Raw genomic sequence first — 17,277 nt, forward strand, 5'->3', positions numbered from 1 at the left:
CTCGATCCCCAAGGCACAGGCAGGTCCTCCCCGCCCATGACTGAACACTGTCAGCCATCTCCCCAGTCCAAGCTGTCAGTTATGTCCCCGGTCCGGACCCCCTCCTGGGGACAAACCGCCCTACTCGCGCCAGGGCTTGCGGGCCCAGAGGGCGCGGAGGCGGGCGTCTTCGTCCAGGAAGAGGCGTTCCTGCGCCTCGGCGCTCATCGGCCGCAGCGGCAGGTTGAGGCGTTCGGCGTCGGCGATCCAGGCGGAATCGGCATTGGCGGCGGCCACTGCCTGGCGCAGCCGGTCGCGGATTTCGGCTGGCAGGTTCGGCGGCGCGACCACGCCGCGCGTCGATCCGCCCAGCACGGCGACGCCTTGGTCGCGGAAGGTCGGCACCGTCGCCGTGGGGGCCCAGCGCTCCGGACCGCCCTGCGCCAGCCCGCGCAGCACACCCTCCCGCATCAGGGCGAGCCCCTCGCTCATGTTGAAGGAGCCGGCGGCGATGCTGCGCGACAGCAGGTTGGTGATGATGGGCGGCGTGCCGTTGAAGGGCACATGGGAGAACTCCACCCCGGCGGCATCCTGCAGCGACAGGACCAGGAAGTGGTCGTCGCTGCCGACGCCGGCGGTGCCGATCGTCACGGTCCCCGGCCGCTCCCGCGCTGCGGTGATGAGGTCGGCGATACTGCGGATCGGGCTGTCGGCCTTCACCCAGAGCCCGCAAGGGTCGTCGATCGCATTACCCAGGAAAGTGAAGTCCTGCACGCGGTAACGCACCTGGCGCTCGATCGGCAGGGTGATGGAGTTCGGCGCCTGCGCGACGCCGATGGTGAAGCCGTCAGGCGCGGCCGTCGCGATGCCTTCGAAGGCCTGCTGGCCGCCGGCCGTCGGGCGATTGATGACGACGAAATTGGCGCCGGGCAGGCTACGCTGCATGAAGGGCAGGAAGCTGCGCGCCAGGATGTCCATGCCGCCGCCGGGCGGGCCGGGGCAGAACACCTGGATCGGCCGGTCCGCCGGCCAGGCAGCCTGGGCCAGACGCGGGGCCGACAGGCCTGCCGCCGCGGCCGCCGCGGCGGCGACAACGCCTCTACGTTGCATCCTGTTCCTCCCGCGTCACGCCGCCTCCACCAGGCCGCCCGCCTCGGACAGGGCACGCAGGTGGTGGTCGGCGTCACCGAACAGGGTGTCGATGGCGGTCAGGCGTTTGAAGTAGTGGCCGACCGCGTATTCCATGGTCATGCCGATGCCGCCATGGAGCTGGATGGATTGCTGGCCGACCAGTTTCGCCATGCGGCCGATCTGGGTTTTCACGGCGTGGATGGCCCGGGCCCGCTCGGTGGCATTCTCCTCCTGCACCATCATGGCGGCGTACATCGCCATGCTGCGGGCCTGCTCGACCGCGACCATCATGTCGGCGGCGCGGTGCTGCAGCGCCTGGAAGCTGCCGATGGCGCGACCGAACTGCTTGCGCGTGCGGAGATACTCCAGGGTGAGCTTCATCGTCGCGTCCATGGCGCCGACCGCTTCGGCGGCGAGGGCGGCGATCGCCTCCTCCACGACGCGCGCAGCGAGCGGCAGGCCGTCGGCGGGATCGCCGAGCACGGCTTCGGCGCGCACGCCATCCAGCGTGATCTCGGCGGCGCGCAAGCCATCGCTGGTGCGGTAGCCGCGCCGCGTCAGGCCGGGCGCATCGCCGGCCACGAGGAAGACGCCGATGCCCTTGGCGTCGCGCGGGCCGCGGGCGGTGCGGGCGGTGACGAAGAGCTTGCCGGCCACATCGCCGTGCAGCACCACGCCCTTGCGGCCGTTCAGCACCCAGACATCGCCGTCTCGTTTCGCCGCGGTGGCGACGTCATGCAGATCGTGGCGCGACTGCGGCTCGGTATGGGCAAAAGCCAGCAGCAGGGATCCGTCCGCCACCTGCGGCACCAGTTCGGCCCGCAATGCCGGGCTGGCGCCATGGCGCAGCAGCCCGCCGCCGAGCACCACGGTCGCGAGCCAGGGTTCCAGCGCCAGCGCACCGCCCAGCGCCTCGGCGACGATCATGGTCTCGACGGCGCTGCCGCCAAAGCCGCCATCGGCTTCGGCAAAAGGCAGGCCGAGGATGCCGAGCTCGGCATAGGCGGCCCAGAGCTCCCGGCTCCAGCCCTCGGGCTGCTTCATGTAGGCCTTGCGGCTCTCGAAGCCGTAGCGGTCGGACAGCAGCTTGCCGAGGCTGTCGGCCAGCAGGCGCTGCTCTTCGGAGAAATCGAAATCCATCTTCAGAGTCCTAAGAAGGCTTTCGCCATGATGTTGCGTTGGATCTCGTTGGAGCCGCCGTAGATGCTCTGCTTGCGCCAGTTGAAATAGGTCGGCTGCGCGAGCGTCGCCCATTCCGGCGCCAGCTCCGGCTCGTTCCAGCGGTCCTGCTCGGGATCGGCGCCGACCAGACCATAGGGGCCGGCGGCCTCGACGAAGAGCTCGCTGATCGCCTGCTGGATCTCGGTGCCACGGATCTTCAGCACCGAGGATGCCGGGTCGGGCTTGCCTTCGCCGAGGCGCTTGTTCTCGTTCGCCAGCACGCGGAGCGTCGTCATCTCCAGCGCCTTGAGCTGCACCTCCACCTCGGTCAGCTTCTCGCGGAAGCGCGGGTCGTCCAGCAAGGGACGCCCGCCGCCCGGCGCCGTCCGCGCGATGGTCTTGAGCCGCCGGATCCGCTCCCTGGAGGCACCGACCCGTGCCTGGCCGGTACGCTCGTTCGAGAGGAGGAACTTGGCGCAGTCCCAGCCCTTGTTCTCGGTGCCGACCAGGTTCCCGACCGGGATCTTCACATCGTCGAAGAAGACCTCGTTCACTTCATGCGCACCATCGATGGTGATGATCGGGCGCACGGTGATGCCGGGTGTTTTCATGTCGCAGAGCAGGAAGCTGATGCCTTCCTGCGGCTTCGCGGCCTGCGGGTTGGTGCGAACCAGCAGGAAGATCCAGTCGGCATGCTGCGCGAGCGTCGTCCAGGTCTTCTGGCCGTTGACGACGTAGTGCTCCCCCTCCCGCCGCGCCGCGCATTTCAGGCTGGCGAGATCCGATCCGGCGCCGGGCTCGGAGAAGCCCTGGCACCACCAGTCATCGAGGTTCGCCATCCGCGGCAGGAAGTGCTTCTTCTGCGCCTCCGTGCCGAAGGCGATGACGACGGGGCCCACCATGGTCGTGTTGAAGGCGAGCGGGCTCGGCGCCGGGGTCTGCTGCATCTCCTCGCTCAGGATGAAGCGCTTGATGGCGCTCCAGCCGGTGCCGCCCCATTCAGTCGGCCAATGCGGCACCGCCCAGCCCTTGGCGTTCAGGGCACGCTGCCATTGCACGACCATCGCCTTGGTCGGCGTGCGGCCGGCGGCCATGCGCTCCCGCGTCTCGGCGGGCAGGCTGGCGTCGATGAAGGCACGCACCTCCCGGCGGAAGGCGCGTTCCTCATCGGTGAAGCGGAGGTCCATGGTGGTCTCCCGGTTGTTTCTGGGTGGCCGTGGAGGAAGGTTCGGTGCGGGCCCGCTCCTCTTCCAGCAGCATGATCTTGGAGAGCTTGCCGACCGCGGTGCGCGGCAGGCTGTCGCGGAGCTCGAGTGCGGCCGGCATCTCGTGCCGCCCGAGCTTGTCGGAGAGGAAGAGTTTGAGCGCATCGAGCGTCAGCGCGGCGGCGCCGGGCTTCAGCGTAACGAAGGCCTTGGCGGACTGGCCGCGATAGGGATCGGGGATGCCGGCAACGATGCATTCCGCGACGTCAGGATGCTCGTAGATCGCTTCCTCGATCATGCGCGGATAGACGTTGAAGCCGCCAGAGAGGATCATGTCCTTCTTGCGGTCGGTCAGGAAGAAGAAGCCCTCCGCATCCATGCGACCGATATCGCCGGTCAGGAAGAAGCCGTCCACGAAGGCGCGCGCGTTCTCCTCCGGCTTGTTCCAGTAGCCGGACATGATGTTCGGCCCGCGCACGCGGAACTCGCCGGTCTCGCCCGGTGCCAGCACGCGGCGCGGGTCATCGAGCGCCACGACATCCATCTCGACATTCGGCAGCGGCAGCCCGATCGAGCCGGGGCGGCTGTCCCGCAGCATGGGATGGCCGGTGCCGGCCGGCGCGGTCTCGGTCATGCCCCAGCCGCCGCGCAGCCTGGTGCCGGTGATGCGGGCGAAGCGCTCCTCCACCTCCACCGGCAGCGGCGCCCCACCGGAGGAGGGCCAGCGCAGCGAGGAGAGGTCGCGCGCCTCGATGCTCGGGTGGTTCGCCATCGCGATCCACATGGTCGGCACGCCGGCGAGCGTGGTCGCGCGGAAGCGCTCGATATCGTCCAGGCACTGTTCGACCTCGAAGCGCTGCCGCAGCAGCACCGTGTTGCCGGCGCCGAGATGCCGGTTGAGCGAGGTCAGCGCGAAGATGTGGAACAGCGGCAGCACATGGACCGCACGCTCCGGCGGATCGCCCGGCCTGGCGCGCTGGCTCGCCCAGTAGGCCTGGATATTCGCCGCCGCGGTCAGGTTCGCGTGGCTCAGCATCGCACCCTTCGGCAGCCCCGTGGTGCCGCCGGTGTACTGCAGCAGCGCGACCACGTGCTTGTCGACCGCCGGCGCCCTCTCGAGCGGCGGCTCCTCCAGCAGCGTCGTGAAAGCCAAGACATCCGCCGGCACCGGCGCGCCCGCCGGGCCACCCCAATGCGCATCCTCGGCCACGATCAGCCGGTCGATCAGCCCGCGCGCCTGCAAGGCACGCATGCGCTTCAGCAACCCCTCCTCGGCGAGCGTCACCACCACCCGCGTGCCGCTGTCCTCGAGCTTGTGCGCCAGCTCCCGCTCGGCATCGAGCGGGCTCATCTGCATCATCCGGATGCCGGCGGTCGCCGCGCCGAAGAAGGCGATGGAATGCCAGGGCGTGTTGGGCAGGAACAGCCCGATGCCGCCCTCAGCCTCCGGCAGCGCCAGCAGCCCCGCCGCGCAGCGCCGCACCACCTCCCCCAACGCCGCATAGGTGATGGTGCTGTCGCGATAGAGCAGCGCCGGCCGGTCCGGATTGCGGGCGACGCTCCGCGCCAGATGCTCGCCGAGCGTCGTGGTCGCGATCGGAGCATCCCAGGCGATGCCGGGCGGGTAGCTGGCCTCCCAGGCGAAGGGGCGCCCTTGGGCCATGTCAGGCGATGGCCGCGGAGAAGCGCCCGCCCTCGCGCGCCAGCTTTTCGATCAGGTCGGTGGGGCGCAGATTGTCGTCGCCGGTCGCGACCGCGTAGTGCACCAGCTTGTCGCGCACCGCCGGCAGGCCCTGGGCATCGGCCCAGAACATCGGGCCGCCGCGCCAGGCGGGCCAGCCGAAGCCGTTGACGAAGACGACGTCGATGTCGATGGCGCGCGCCGCGACCCCTTCCTCCAGGATGCGCGCGCCTTCGTTCACCATCGGCAGCAGCAGCCGCTCCAGGATCTCCTGGTCGCTGATGGCGCGGCGCCGGATCTGCAGCTTCTCCGAGGTGTCGAGGATGATGCGCTCCACCTCCGGGTCGGGCAGACGCGTGCGCTTCTCGTCGTAGCGGTACCAGCCCTTGCCGGTCTTCTGGCCGAAGCGGCCGGCCGCGACCACGGCGTCGGCGATCGGCGCCACGGTGCCGCGCGCGCGGCGCACCGCCGCGCCGATATCGAGCCCGGCGAGGTCGCCGGTCGCGAGCGGCCCCATCGCCATGCCATAGGCTTCCATCACCCGGTCGATGTCCTGCGGCAGACAACCTTCCTGCAGCAGCTTCTCCACCTGCGGCGTACGCTTGCCGGTCATGCGGTTGCCGACAAAGCCGTCGCAATTGCCGACCACGACCGAGAGCTTGCCGATCCGCTTGCCGACATCCATCGCGGTCGCGATCGCGGCGGCGCTGCTTGCCTTGCCGCGCACGATCTCGAGCAGGCGCATGACATTGGCCGGGCTGAAGAAATGCATGCCTACCACCAGCTCGGGTCGCCTGGTGGCAGAGGCGATGGCATCGATGTCGAGGGTCGAGGTGTTGCTGGCCAGCACGATCCCGGGCCGCGCCAGCCGATCTAGATCGGCGAACAGCGCTTTCTTGACCTCGATATCTTCGAACACCGCTTCGATCACCAGGTCGGTGTCGGCGACGGTGCCGATATCGGTGGAGCCCTTCAGCAGCGCCGCGCGGCGCTCCATCTCGGCGGCCGCCAGCCGTCCGGTATCCACGGTGCGCTGCCAATTGGCCCGGCAGCGGGCGATGCCCTTCTCCAGCGCGCCGGCATCGCGCTCCACCACGGTGACGGGGATGCCGTGATTGGCGAAGCTCATGGCGATGCCGCCGCCCATGGTGCCGGCGCCGATCACGACGGCCCGCGCGACCGGCAACGGCTTCACATCGGCCGGCAGGCCGGGAACGCGCAGCACCTCGCGTTCGCCGAAGAAGATGTGGCGCAGCGCCTTGGATTGCTCGCCGGCGACGAGGGCGGCGAAGAGCTCGCGCTCCTTCTGCAGCCCCTGCTCCAGCGGCAGGGTGACCGCGGCACGCACCGCCTCGACGCAGCCGCGCGGGCTCTCCTGGCCGCGCGTGCGCTTCAGCAGCGACGCCGCCTTCGCCTCGAAGCTCGCCATGTCCTGCCCGGCGATGCGGTCGACGCGGTTGGCGGCGAGGGTGAAGCGGCGGCCGGCTTCCAACGCGCCCCGCGTCCAGGCCAGGGCCTCGACCTCCAGCTCGCCCGGCAGCACCGCATCGATGAAGCCGAGCGCCACCGCCCGCTCCGCGCTCACGGGCTCGCCGGTCACGATGATGTCCATCGCGGCCTCGGCCCCGATCAGACGCGGCAAGCGCTGGGTGCCGCCGGCGCCGGGCACGAAGCCGCGCTTCACCTCCGGCAGGCCGAGCATGGCACCGGGTGCCGCCACCCGCGCATGGCAGGCGAGCGCCAGCTCCAGCCCGCCGCCGAGCGCGCTGCCATGGATCGCCGCCACCACGATGCCGGGGAACTCCGCGATGGCCGCGAAGACCTCCGGCAGCGATGGTGGCACCCGCGGCTTGCCGAATTCGGTCATCTCGGCCCCGGCGCTGAACATCCGGCCATCGCCGATGATCAGCACGGCCTTGGCGCCGGCGGCCGCCTTCAGCCCCTCGGCGAGGCCGGCGCGGACGTCGGTGCGCAGCGTGTTCACCGGGGGATTGGCGATGCGCAGCACATGGATATTGCCATGGCGCTGCTGGCGCATGAATTCGTTCATGGAACGCTTCCTTCCCTCCGGTCTTGGGACGGAGTGTCCAGCAAGCCATCGCGCCCCGCAAGCGTCGCCGGGCGCTTCCCGGGCATTGCCGCCGCCCGCCGGCCATGGTGGTCTGCATCGGAACGGGAGGAACCACATGTCGCTTTTCGACCTGACCGGAAAGGTCGCCATCGTCACCGGCGCCAGCAAGGGCATCGGCCGCGCCATCGCCGAGCGGCTGGCCGAGCAGGGCGCCAGGGTCGCCGTCTCCTCCCGCCGCATCGAGGCCTGCGAGGAGGTCGTGGCCGGCATCGCCGCCAAGGGGGGCCAAGCCTTCGCGATCGCCTGCAATATCGGGCGCAAGCCCGAGCTCCAGGCGCTGGTCGATGCCACCATCGCGCGCTGGGGCCGCATCGACACCGTTGTATGCAACGCGGCGATCAACCCGCATTTCGGCCCCTCGACGACCATCCCGGACGAGGTCTTCGACAAGGTGATGGCGTCCAACATCAAGTCGAACCTCTGGCTCGCCAACATGGCGATCCCGCAGATGGAGAAGCAGGGCGGCGGGTCGATCGTCATCGTCTCCTCGATCGGCGGCTTCCGCGGCTCCCCGGTGCTCGGCGCCTATGCGATCTCCAAGGCGGCGGACATGCAGCTCGTGCGCAACCTGGCGGTGGAGCACGGGCCGAAGAACATCCGCGCCAACGCCATCGCGCCCGGCCTGGTGCGCACCGACTTCGCCCGCGCCCTGTGGGAGAACCCGGACATCTACCGGAAGCGCACCCGGGACACACCGCTCGGCCGCATCGGGGAGCCGGACGAGATCGCCGGCGCCGCGGTGTTCCTCGCCTCCCCGGCGGCCGGCTTCATGACCGGGCAGACCATCACCATCGATGGCGGCGTGCTCGCCGGCCCGCCGATGCGCGCGGAGGATTGATGCTGCCGCTGCCGGAAGAGATCGCGGCCGGTCTCACCGCCATGGGCCTGCCGGGGACGGAGGGGGAGCCGCTGACCGGCGGCGTCTCCTCCGACATCTGGCGGGTCGGCGATTTCTGCGTGAAGCGCGCGCTGCCGAAGCTGAAGGTCGCGGCCGATTGGCGCGCCCCGGTCGCGCGCAACCTCTATGAAGCGCGATGGCTGCAGCGGGCCGGCGATGCGGTGCCGGGCGCGGTGCCCGCGCTGCTCGGGCAGGACGCAGCGACGGGCACGCTGGCGATGCGCTTCCTGCCGCCGGAGGATCATCCGGTCTGGAAGCAGCGCCTGCGCGAGGGTCACGCCGAGCCGGGTTTCGCGCGGGACGTCGGACGGCGGCTGGCGCGCATCCACGCAGCGAGCGCACGCGATCCGTCCTGCGCGGCGGAATTCCCGACGGATGCGATCTTCCATGCCATCCGTCTGGAGCCCTATCTGCTGGCGACGGCGCGCGCGCATCCCGACCTGGCGCCGCGGCTGGAAGCGCTGGTCGAGACCACCGCCGCGACGAAGCGCGCCCTGGTGCATGGCGATGTCAGCCCGAAGAACATCCTCTGCGGACCTGCGGGACCGGTCTTCCTGGATGCCGAATGCGCCTGGTGGGGCGATCCCGCCTTCGACCTCGCCTTCTGCCTGAACCACCTGCTGCTGAAATGCCTGTGGACGCCGGGGGCGACCGCGGGCTTCCTCGCCTGCTTCGACGCGCTCGCCGCCGCCCATGTCGCTGATGTCGACTGGGAAGCGCCGGAGGCGCTCGAGGCGCGCGTGGCGGCGCTGCTGCCAGGCCTCCTCCTGGCCCGCGTCGATGGCAAGAGCCCCGCCGAATACGTCACGCAGGACCCCGACAAAGACCGCGTGCGCCGCGTCGCGCGCGCCCTTCTGCTGGCGCCGCCCACGCGCCTGTCCGCCATCCGCGCCGCCTGGGCCAAGGAACTCGCCGCATGAGCACGACCATCACCGCCATCCGCGGCCGCCGCGTCTGGGACAGCCGAGGCCGCCCGACCGTGGAGGCGGAGATCCACCTCGCCTCCGGTGCCATCGGCCGCGCCATTGCGCCGGCCGGCGCTTCCACCGGCTCCGGCGAGGCGTTGGACCGGCGCGATGGCGGCACGGCTTTCGGCGGCTATGACGTGACGCGCGCGGTCGCGGCCGTGCGGGAGGAGATCGCCCCGGCGCTTCTCGGCAGCGACGCAGCCGATCAGGCCGGGCTGGACGCGCGGCTGATCGCCCTCGACGGCACGCCGGACAAGAGCCGGCTCGGCGCCAATGCAACGCTCGCGGTCTCCATGGCGGCGGCGCATGCGAGCGCGGCGGCGGCCGGGGTGCCGCTCTACCGCCACCTCGGCGGCGAGGCCGCGAACCTGCTGCCCCTGCCCCAGATCCAGATCTTCGGCGGCGGCGCCCATGCCGGCCGCCGCGTCGACATCCAGGATTTCTTGATCATCTGCCCGGCGGCCGAGAATTTCGCCCAGGCGCTCGACTGGACGGCGGAGGTCTATCGCGCGGCGGGCGGCATCATGAAGGCGCGCGGCGCCTTGCAGGGCGTCGCCGACGAGGGCGGCTGGTGGCCCGCCTTCAAGGCCAATGAGGATGCGATCGAGACCCTGGTCCGCGCCATCGAGGCGGCCGGCTTCGAAGCGGGCGCCGAGGTCGCGATCGCGCTCGACGTCGCGGCCAGCGAATTCGGCAAGGATGGGCGCTATGCGCTCGGGCTGGAGAACCGCGTCCTCGACAGCGCCGGCATGATCGAGATGCTGACCCGCTGGCTGCGCGACTACCCGATCGCCTCCATCGAGGACCCGCTGGCGGAAGATGATGCCGAGGGCTTCGCCGCCTTCACACGCGAGGTCGGCAGCCGTGTGCAGGTGGTGGGCGACGACTTCCTGGTCACCGAGGCGGCTCGCATCCATAGCGCGGCGGCGGCGGGTGCTGCCAACACCGTGCTCATCAAGCCAAACCAGCGCGGTACCCTGGCCGAGACGCGCGCCGCTTGGGATGCCGCGAGGTCCGTGGGCTTCTCCGGCATCGTCTCCGCCCGCAGCGGTGAGACCGAGGATGTCACCATCGTGCATCTCGCGGTCGGCTGGGGTGTCGGCCAGCTCAAGGTTGGCTCCTTCACCCGCTCCGAGCGCATGGCCAAGTGGAATGAGGCGCTCAGGATCGAGGAAGCGCTCGGCTCCCATGCCCGCTTCGCCGGCGGCGCGATGCTGGGGCGCTCGCGCTGATGCGCGTGACCTTCCACTACGAGGCCGGGCCGGCGCTGGCAGCGCAACTCGCGGCGCTGGAGGATGTGACGGTCGAAACCTGCGCCGAGGCCGACGAGGCGCGCTTCGCGGCGCTGCTGCCGCGAACCGAGGTGCTCTGGCATGTGCTGAAGCCGGTGACATCGGCGCATATGGATGCGGCGCCGTCATTGAAGCTGATCCAGAAGATCGGGGTCGGCGTGAACACCATCGACGTGGAGGCCGCGAAAGCGCGCGGCATCGCGGTCTGCAACCTGCCGGGAACGAACTCCCCGGCGGTCGCGGAAATGACCTTGCTGTTGATGCTGGGCGCGCTGCGCCAGGCGGCGCGCTTCGATGCCGCGACCCGCGCGGGCAACGGCTGGGCGCAGCCACCCGCGGTGCAGGACGGGTTACGGGAGCTCGGCGGCCTGACGGTCGGGTTGATCGGCGCCGGCGCGGTACCGCGCGCCCTCGCCCCAGTACTGCACGCGCTCGGCTGCCATGTCCTCTACACCGCGACCGCACCGAAGCCGGATGGCCCTGGCGAGTTCCGCAGCCTCGACGCTTTGCTGGTGGAGAGCGACCTGGTCTCCCTGCACGCGCCGCTGACGCCGGCGACCCGGCACATGATCGGCGCCGCCGCCATCGCGCGCATGAAGCCCGGCGCGGTGCTGGTGAACACCGCGCGGGGCGGGCTGGTGGATACCGCGGCGCTGGCGGCGGCGCTGACCTCAGGCCGCCTCTCCGCCGCCGGCATCGATGTCTTCGAGGAGGAGCCGGTGGCGTCCGGCAACCCGCTGCTGTCGCTACCCAACGTACTGCTGGCGCCGCATATCGCCTGGCTCACCACCGGCACCTTCGCGCGCAGCTTCGCGCTGGCCGCGGAGAATTGCCGGCGGCTGCGCGACGGCGCGGCGCTGCTGCATCGGGTGGCCTAGGGTGACATCAGCCGCTACCGACCTATCTCGAACCTCCAAGCTCTACCCATTCATCCCGATAGTCAGGTCGCTTCCATCGCGATCGCGGTCTGACGGCTTTTTCCACCAAGACCATCGCCTCGGCCCGTCATGGCTGCGAGGGTGGCCATCAGAGTAGCGTCAATGCCATCAATCCTCTCCATATCCGGTGTTGAAAAACACTACAATTCGGGCCTGAGCGCGCTGGGCGGGGTCGATCTCGAGGTCGAGCGCGGCGAGATCTTCGCGCTGCTCGGCCCTAATGGTGCCGGCAAGACCACCTTGATCAGCATCGTGTGCGGAACCGTCACGATGACGTCCGGCACTGTCCTCGTCGACGGCCATGACATCGTGAAGGACTTCCGCGCGGCACGGGCAACCATCGGCCTCGTACCGCAGGAGATCGCGATCGATATCTTCGCCACCGTCTGGAATACGGTCCGCTTCAGTCGCGGCCTGTTCGGACGTGCGCCCGATCCCGCCTATATCGAGCAGCTCCTGCGCGATCTGTCGCTATGGGAGAAGCGGGACAGCAAGATCATCGAGCTTTCGGGCGGCATGAAACGCCGCGTGATGATTGCCAAGGCGTTGAGCCATGAACCCGATTTGCTGTTCCTCGATGAGCCGACCGCGGGCGTCGACGTCAATCTGCGCCGCGACATGTGGGCACTGGTCCGCAAGCTGCGCGACAAGGGCGTCACCATCGTTCTGACCACCCACTACATCGAGGAGGCCGAGGAGATGGCTGACCGCGTCGGCGTTATCGACAAGGGTCGGATCCTGCTGGTCGAAGATACCGCGGCGCTGATGGAGAAGCTGGGTAAGCGCCGGCTGAAGCTCGTGCTGCAGCATGCCATGGCGACCATCCCCGCGGAGCTCGCCGACTGGCCACTCGAACTCCAGGCCGGCGGCTCCCAGCTCCTTTACACCTTCGACGCCAATGCCGAGGGCACCGGTATTCCGGCGCTGTTGCGGCGCCTCGGCGAACTGGGCATCGACTTCAAGGACCTGGACACCGAGCGGAGTTCGCTGGAGGACATTTTCATCAGCCTGGTGGAGCGCAGCTGATGCTCCGGATCAATCGTAGCGGCATTTGGGCGATTTATCGTACCGAGATGCAGCGAACCCTCCGGACCGTATGGCAGAGCATCGCCACGCCCGTGATCACCACCGCGCTCTATTTCATCGTGTTCGGCGGGGCGATCGGGTCGCGTATGCAGCAGGTCGGTGGGGTCGACTACGGCGCGTTCATCGTCCCTGGCCTGATGATGCTGACGATCCTCACGCAGAGCATCTCGAACGCGTCGATTGGAATCTACTTCCCGAAATTCACCGGCACCATCTTCGAAATCCTGTCCGCCCCCCTCTCCGCCTTTGAAGCGGTGCTCGCCTATGTCGGGGCGGCGGCCACCAAATCGGTCGCCATCGGATTGATCATCCTGCTGACCGCGACCTTCTTCGTGAAAGTCGAGATCCTCCACCCGTTCTGGATGGTCGCCTTCCTCCTGATCACCTCCATCGCCTTCAGCCTGTTCGGCTTCATTATCGGGATATGGGCCAAGAACTTCGAGCAGCTCGCGATGGTCCCCTCGCTGGTGGTCACGCCGCTGACCTTCCTGGGCGGGGCCTTCTACTCGATCGACATGCTGCCGGAGCCGTGGCGGACCGTCAGCCTGTTCAATCCCGTCGTCTACCTGGTCAGCGGCTTCCGCTGGAGCTTCTACGGCGTCGGCGACGTCAGCGTGGCGGCTAGCCTCGGGTTCATGACGGGCTTCATGGCGCTCTGCCTCGCTCTGCTGTGGTGGATGTTCCGGACAGGCTACCGGCTCAAGCCATAGCCTGGCCCCGGCCTGCTTCCGCTTGGCTTCCGCCCTAAAGGCTCCGCGCGATCTCCCAGGCGCGCTCCGCGATGCCCCGCGTCCGCTCCCCCCATTGCAGGGCGCGGGCGTCGGAGGCGTTGCCGTCCAGCCCGCGCCGATAGACCCCGGCCGCGATGGAGGCGAGGCGGAACATCGAGAAGACGATGAAAGTGTCAAAGCCCTCCGGCACCGGGCGGCCGGCCGCCGTGGCGTAGTCGGCGACGAAGTCCGCCTCGGTCGGAATGCCACTCTCCGCGAAATCGGTGCCATGCAGCCCGCCCTGCTCAGGCGGCAGACGGTAAGTCACGCAGCAATAGGCGAGGTCCGCCAGCGGATGGCCGATGGTCGAGAGCTCCCAGTCCAGCACCGCGACAATCCGTGGCGCATCGGGCGCCAGCATCATGTTGCCAAGGCGGAAATCGCCATGCGCGATGGTGGCTTCGGTATCCTGCGGCAGATGCTCCGGCAGCCAGCGGGCCAGCGCATCCATGGCCGGCAGGTCCATGGCTCGCGCCGCCTCCCATTGCCGGGTCCAGAGCGCGGTCTGCCGCGCCATGTAGCCATCGGGCTTGCCGAAACCCTCCAGCCCCGCGGCGCGCCAGTCGACGCCGTGCAGCGCCGCCATGACCCGCGCCATATCGGCATAGATCGCGCGCTTCTCCACCGGCGTCCCGACCTGCGCCACCCGATCCGGCAGCACCCGCCCATCCACTGCGTCCATGACGAAGAAGGGCGTGCCGATCACCGCCGCATCCTCGCAGAGCAGCCGCGCCGGCGGCACCGGCACCGCACTGCCGGCCAGCGCTGCGATCACCCGGTATTCGCGTTCCACCGCATGCGCGCCGGGCAGCAGCTTGCCCGGCGGCTTCTTGCGCAGCACGTAGTCGCCGGCCGGCGTCGCGACATGGAAGGTCGGGTTGGACTGCCCGCCCTGGAACTGCCGCACCGTGATCGGGCCATCGAAGCCCGGCAGCTTGTCGCGGAGCCAGGCGGCGAGAGCCGCCTCGTCGAAGCGATGCCGCTCCAGCACCGGCACGAGTTCGGAGGATTGCTGCATCTCAGGTCGCGCGGGGCGGCTTGTACTTCTGCAGCTCCAGCCGACCGAGCTGATGGCGGTGCACCTCGTCCGGGCCATCCACGATGCGGAGCGTCCGCGCATATTTGAACATGAAGGCCAGGCCGAAATCCTCGGTGACGCCCGCCGCGCCATGCGCCTGGATCGCCATGTCCACCACCTGGCAGGCCATCTCCGGCACTGCCACCTTGATCGCGGCGATATCGGCGCGCGCCGCCTTGTTCCCGACCTCATCCATCTTCCAGGCCGCATGCAGCACCAGCAGGCGCGACTGCTCGATCAGGATGCGCATCTTGGCGATGCGCTCCACCATCACGCCCTGATCGGCCAGCGGTTTGCCGAAGGGGCGCCGATCCAGCGCCCGTCGGCAGGTCATCTCCAGCGCCCGCTCCGCCATGCCGATCGCACGCATGCAGTGATGGATGCGCCCCGGCCCGAGCCGCCCCTGCGCGATCTCGAACCCCCTGCCCTCACCGAGCAGGATGTTGGACGCCGGCACCCGCACATTCTCATAGACCACCTCGGCATGGCCCTTCGGCGCGTCGTCGAAGCCGAAGACCGGCAGCATGCGCTTGATCTGCACGCCCGGCGTGTCGCGCGGCACCAGGATCATGCTCTGCTGGCGATGCTTGTCCGGGTTCTCCGGATCGGTCTTGCCCATCACGATGAAGATCTTGCAGCGCGGGTCGCCGGCGCCCGAGGTCCACCATTTGCGCCCGTTGATCACGTAGTGATCGCCGTCGCGGACAATCCGCGTCTCAATGTTGGTGGCATCCGAGGATGCCACAGCCGGCTCGGTCATCGAGAAGGCGGAGCGGATCTTTCCCTCCAGCAGCGGCTCCAGCCAATCGCGCTTCTGCGCCTCGGTGCCGTAGCGGTCGATCGTCTCCATGTTGCCGGTGTCGGGAGCCGAGCAGTTGAAAACCTCGCTCGACCAGTGCACCCGCCCCATGATCTCCGCGAGCGGCGCGTATTCGGCGTTGGTCAGCCCGGCGCCGCGATCCGAATGCGGCAGGAACAGGTTCCAGAGCCCCGCCTCCCGTGCCTTCGGCTTCAACGCGTCGACGATCGGCACCGGCTGCCAGCGATCGGTCATCGCCGCCTGCTGCGCCTCGTAGGTGGCTTCGTTCGGGTAGACATGCTCATCCATGAAGGCGAGCAGCCGCGCACGCAGCGCCTCGACCTTCTCCGAATAGGCGAAATCCACGGCCACCCTCCCGAACCTATTGCTTCGGCCCGCATTCCACCCTTCCTTGCGCCGCACGCCAAGGGGGGTAGGCTCGGCGCCATGCAGACCGAGACCGACCATCCGCGCTGCCTCGTGCTCGAGGGCGCATCGAACCTTCGCGACATCGGCGGCTGGCGCATCGGCAATGCCCGCGTCCGGCATGGCCAGGTGTTCCGCTCCGCCTCCCTCGCCGGGCTGACCGAGGCCGACCTGGTGACGGTCGGCGCGCTCGGCCTCGTCACCATCTGCGACCTGCGCGGGGTCGTGGAATCGGCCGCCGCCCCGTCCCGCCTGCCGGCCGGCGCCACCTGCCTGGCGCTGCCGATCGAGCCCAGCGTCGGCGCCTCGCTCCGCGACCTGCTCGCTACCAGCACCGCGACCGGGGAGGATGTGGTGGCGCTGCTGCGCCGCGCCTATCTCGGCTACGCGACCGAGCATCTGCACGTCTATCGCGGCCTTTTCGACGCGCTGCTCGATCCCGTCAGGCGCCCGCTGCTGTTCCACTGCTCGGCCGGCAAGGACCGGACCGGCTTCGGCACCGCGCTGATCCTGACGGCACTCGGCGCCGACCGCGCGACGGTGCTGGAGGATTACAAGGCGACCGAGCGCTTCTGGCGCCGCACCCACGCCCTGCCGGAGGGCACGCCGGAAAGCGCCGCGCGCGCCCTGCTCGGCACCCATCCGGCATTGCTGGAAGCCGCGCTGGACGCCGCCATCGCGCCCTATGGCTCGGCCGATGCGATGTTCGAGCAGGCACTCGGCCTCGACACCGCGAAGCGTGCCGCGCTACGCGAAGCACTGTTGACGTAACGTATCGCGGGAGAGGCAGCACCCCTCCCGCCCGCCCTCACACCAGCGCGGTCCCCTGCAGCACCGGCACGCAGCGCCCGCCGACGGTCGCGCGGATGCCATCGGCACCGCGCCGGGCCGTGGTGCGCAACAGGCTTGGGCGGCCCATCTCGACACCTTGGGTGATGTCCCAGCGCCCTTCCGCGGCATCGCCGAGCGAGAGCAGAAGCGCCGCGAGCGGCGTCGCGGCGCTGCCGGTCGCCGCATCCTCGATGGTGCCGGAGAGCGGCGAGAACATCCGCGCGCGGCGCTGCCCCGGCCCGGCATCGGCGTGCAGGTAGATCGGCAGGCGCCGCACGGTGACGGAGGGCGCGGTGAAGACCGCCGCCGCGTCCCGGAACTTCGCGAGATCGGGCGCCGCGCGCGACAACGCCTCCGGCGCGACCTCCGCGATCACGAAGGAATTGCCGACCGAGGCCATGACGGGGCGGTGCGCCGTGGCCAGGACGTCGCCGGGCGCCAGCCCGACGCAGCCGGCGAGCAGGGCTGCGTCCATCTCCGGCCCGAGCGTCAGCGGCTGCGGCGCGGCGATGACGGAATCTGTCACCGCCCCGGCCGCGTCGCGCCCGATGCGCACCTCGACCAGGCCCGCGATTTCCTCGAAGCGCAGCACGCCATCCACGGCGCGATCGGCCAGCACCCAGCCGGTGCCGACATTCGGATGCCCGGCGAAGGGCATCTCCGCGGTGCGGTTGAAGATGCGCACCCGTGCGGTATTGGCGGGGTTCTCCGGCGGTAGGACGAAGGTCGTCTCGCTCAGGTTGAACTCAGCGGCAAGCGCCTGCATCTCCGCATCCGTCAACCCGCGCGCATCGGGGAAGACGGCCAGCGGATTGCCGCCGAAGCGGCGATCGGTGAAGACATCGACGGTGGCGAAGTCGTAGCGGCGCATGGCGATCCCTTTCCCGGTCCCAACGCCATCTT

The 17,277-nt window shown here is 69.6% G+C and carries 15 protein-coding genes; 7 read left to right on the plus strand and 8 right to left on the minus strand.

Going from position 1 to position 17,277, the window contains the following annotated elements; translation table 11 throughout:
• Positions 1–120: 120 nt before the first annotated feature.
• Genes GXW71_RS25970 through GXW71_RS25990 form a run of 5 tightly spaced genes read right to left on the minus strand, consistent with a single transcriptional unit; the run spans position 121 to position 7,207 of the window.
• Positions 121–1,089 carry a Bug family tripartite tricarboxylate transporter substrate binding protein gene (locus GXW71_RS25970; RefSeq protein WP_211855611.1) on the minus strand — a complete coding sequence of 323 codons (969 nt, stop codon included), beginning with the start codon at positions 1,087–1,089 and terminating at the stop codon, positions 121–123.
• A 15-nt stretch (positions 1,090–1,104) separates the two neighbouring features.
• Positions 1,105–2,250, minus strand: coding sequence for an acyl-CoA dehydrogenase family protein (locus GXW71_RS25975; protein WP_211855612.1), 1,146 nt, complete (start codon positions 2,248–2,250; stop codon positions 1,105–1,107).
• A gap of 2 nt (positions 2,251–2,252) precedes the next feature.
• Complete coding sequence (locus GXW71_RS25980) at positions 2,253–3,458, minus strand: acyl-CoA dehydrogenase family protein (RefSeq protein WP_211855613.1); 1,206 nt, start codon at positions 3,456–3,458, stop codon at positions 2,253–2,255.
• Positions 3,436–5,139 carry an AMP-binding protein gene (locus GXW71_RS25985; protein ID WP_211855614.1) on the minus strand — a complete coding sequence of 568 codons (1,704 nt, stop codon included), beginning with the start codon at positions 5,137–5,139 and terminating at the stop codon, positions 3,436–3,438. The genes GXW71_RS25980 and GXW71_RS25985 overlap by 23 nt, the downstream gene beginning before the upstream one ends.
• A gap of 1 nt (position 5,140) precedes the next feature.
• Positions 5,141–7,207, minus strand: a complete 2,067-nt coding sequence (locus GXW71_RS25990) for a 3-hydroxyacyl-CoA dehydrogenase NAD-binding domain-containing protein (protein ID WP_211855615.1) — start codon at positions 7,205–7,207, stop codon at positions 5,141–5,143.
• Between the two features lie 136 nt (positions 7,208–7,343).
• Between GXW71_RS25990 and GXW71_RS25995 the strand changes: the two genes are divergently transcribed.
• From GXW71_RS25995 to GXW71_RS26020, 6 genes are all read left to right on the plus strand, one after another.
• Positions 7,344–8,126 carry an SDR family NAD(P)-dependent oxidoreductase gene (locus tag GXW71_RS25995; RefSeq protein WP_211855616.1) on the plus strand — a complete coding sequence of 261 codons (783 nt, stop codon included), beginning with the start codon at positions 7,344–7,346 and terminating at the stop codon, positions 8,124–8,126.
• Complete coding sequence (locus tag GXW71_RS26000) at positions 8,126–9,106, plus strand: phosphotransferase family protein (protein ID WP_211855617.1); 981 nt, start codon at positions 8,126–8,128, stop codon at positions 9,104–9,106. The genes GXW71_RS25995 and GXW71_RS26000 overlap by 1 nt, the downstream gene beginning before the upstream one ends.
• Positions 9,103–10,386 carry a phosphopyruvate hydratase gene (gene eno, locus GXW71_RS26005; protein ID WP_211855618.1) on the plus strand — a complete coding sequence of 428 codons (1,284 nt, stop codon included), beginning with the start codon at positions 9,103–9,105 and terminating at the stop codon, positions 10,384–10,386. The genes GXW71_RS26000 and eno overlap by 4 nt, the downstream gene beginning before the upstream one ends.
• Positions 10,386–11,324, plus strand: coding sequence for a 2-hydroxyacid dehydrogenase (locus tag GXW71_RS26010; protein WP_211855619.1), 939 nt, complete (start codon positions 10,386–10,388; stop codon positions 11,322–11,324). Before eno ends, GXW71_RS26010 begins: the two co-directional genes overlap by 1 nt.
• Positions 11,325–11,486: 162 nt before the next feature.
• On the plus strand, positions 11,487–12,410 hold the full coding sequence (locus GXW71_RS26015) for an ABC transporter ATP-binding protein (protein ID WP_211855620.1): 924 nt from the start codon (positions 11,487–11,489) through the stop codon (positions 12,408–12,410).
• Positions 12,410–13,180 (plus strand): ABC transporter permease, encoded by a 771-nt coding sequence (locus tag GXW71_RS26020; protein ID WP_246526900.1) that lies wholly within the window; start codon positions 12,410–12,412, stop codon positions 13,178–13,180. Before GXW71_RS26015 ends, GXW71_RS26020 begins: the two co-directional genes overlap by 1 nt.
• Before the next feature lie 34 nt (positions 13,181–13,214).
• On the opposite strand, the gene GXW71_RS26025 is transcribed toward GXW71_RS26020, so the two are convergent.
• Together GXW71_RS26025 and GXW71_RS26030 are read right to left on the minus strand one after the other, a co-directional pair.
• Positions 13,215–14,258 carry a phosphotransferase family protein gene (locus GXW71_RS26025; protein ID WP_211855621.1) on the minus strand — a complete coding sequence of 348 codons (1,044 nt, stop codon included), beginning with the start codon at positions 14,256–14,258 and terminating at the stop codon, positions 13,215–13,217.
• A gap of 1 nt (position 14,259) precedes the next feature.
• Positions 14,260–15,483 (minus strand): acyl-CoA dehydrogenase family protein, encoded by a 1,224-nt coding sequence (locus GXW71_RS26030; protein WP_211855622.1) that lies wholly within the window; start codon positions 15,481–15,483, stop codon positions 14,260–14,262.
• 81 nt (positions 15,484–15,564) lie between these two features.
• Between GXW71_RS26030 and GXW71_RS26035 the strand changes: the two genes are divergently transcribed.
• Entirely contained in the window at positions 15,565–16,314 is a 750-nt protein-coding gene (locus GXW71_RS26035) for a tyrosine-protein phosphatase (RefSeq protein ID WP_211855623.1), read from the plus strand.
• Positions 16,315–16,351: 37 nt separating this feature from the next.
• Here GXW71_RS26035 and GXW71_RS26040 read toward each other — a convergent pair whose 3' ends face one another.
• On the minus strand, positions 16,352–17,245 hold the full coding sequence (locus GXW71_RS26040; RefSeq protein ID WP_211855624.1) for a PhzF family phenazine biosynthesis protein: 894 nt from the start codon (positions 17,243–17,245) through the stop codon (positions 16,352–16,354).
• Positions 17,246–17,277: the final 32 nt, after the last annotated feature.

It is taken from the genome of Plastoroseomonas hellenica (assembly GCF_018129085.1).
Taxonomy (GTDB): domain Bacteria; phylum Pseudomonadota; class Alphaproteobacteria; order Acetobacterales; family Acetobacteraceae; genus Plastoroseomonas; species Plastoroseomonas hellenica.

Excerpts from the sequence above, each read along its gene's own strand:
- GXW71_RS25970 (WP_211855611.1), bottom strand. The coding sequence starts at position 1,089 with ATGCAACGTAGAGGCGTTGTCGCCGCCGCGGCGGCCGCGGCGGCAGGC.
- GXW71_RS25975 (WP_211855612.1), bottom strand. The coding sequence starts at position 2,250 with ATGGATTTCGATTTCTCCGAAGAGCAGCGCCTGCTGGCCGACAGCCTC.
- GXW71_RS25980 (WP_211855613.1), bottom strand. The coding sequence starts at position 3,458 with ATGGACCTCCGCTTCACCGATGAGGAACGCGCCTTCCGCCGGGAGGTG.
- GXW71_RS25985 (WP_211855614.1), bottom strand. The coding sequence starts at position 5,139 with ATGGCCCAAGGGCGCCCCTTCGCCTGGGAGGCCAGCTACCCGCCCGGC.
- GXW71_RS25990 (WP_211855615.1), bottom strand. The coding sequence starts at position 7,207 with ATGAACGAATTCATGCGCCAGCAGCGCCATGGCAATATCCATGTGCTG.
- GXW71_RS25995 (WP_211855616.1), top strand. The coding sequence starts at position 7,344 with ATGTCGCTTTTCGACCTGACCGGAAAGGTCGCCATCGTCACCGGCGCC.
- GXW71_RS26000 (WP_211855617.1), top strand. The coding sequence starts at position 8,126 with ATGCTGCCGCTGCCGGAAGAGATCGCGGCCGGTCTCACCGCCATGGGC.
- eno (WP_211855618.1), top strand. The coding sequence starts at position 9,103 with ATGAGCACGACCATCACCGCCATCCGCGGCCGCCGCGTCTGGGACAGC.
- GXW71_RS26010 (WP_211855619.1), top strand. The coding sequence starts at position 10,386 with ATGCGCGTGACCTTCCACTACGAGGCCGGGCCGGCGCTGGCAGCGCAA.
- GXW71_RS26015 (WP_211855620.1), top strand. The coding sequence starts at position 11,487 with ATGCCATCAATCCTCTCCATATCCGGTGTTGAAAAACACTACAATTCG.
- GXW71_RS26020 (WP_246526900.1), top strand. The coding sequence starts at position 12,410 with ATGCTCCGGATCAATCGTAGCGGCATTTGGGCGATTTATCGTACCGAG.
- GXW71_RS26025 (WP_211855621.1), bottom strand. The coding sequence starts at position 14,258 with ATGCAGCAATCCTCCGAACTCGTGCCGGTGCTGGAGCGGCATCGCTTC.
- GXW71_RS26035 (WP_211855623.1), top strand. The coding sequence starts at position 15,565 with ATGCAGACCGAGACCGACCATCCGCGCTGCCTCGTGCTCGAGGGCGCA.
- GXW71_RS26040 (WP_211855624.1), bottom strand. The coding sequence starts at position 17,245 with ATGCGCCGCTACGACTTCGCCACCGTCGATGTCTTCACCGATCGCCGC.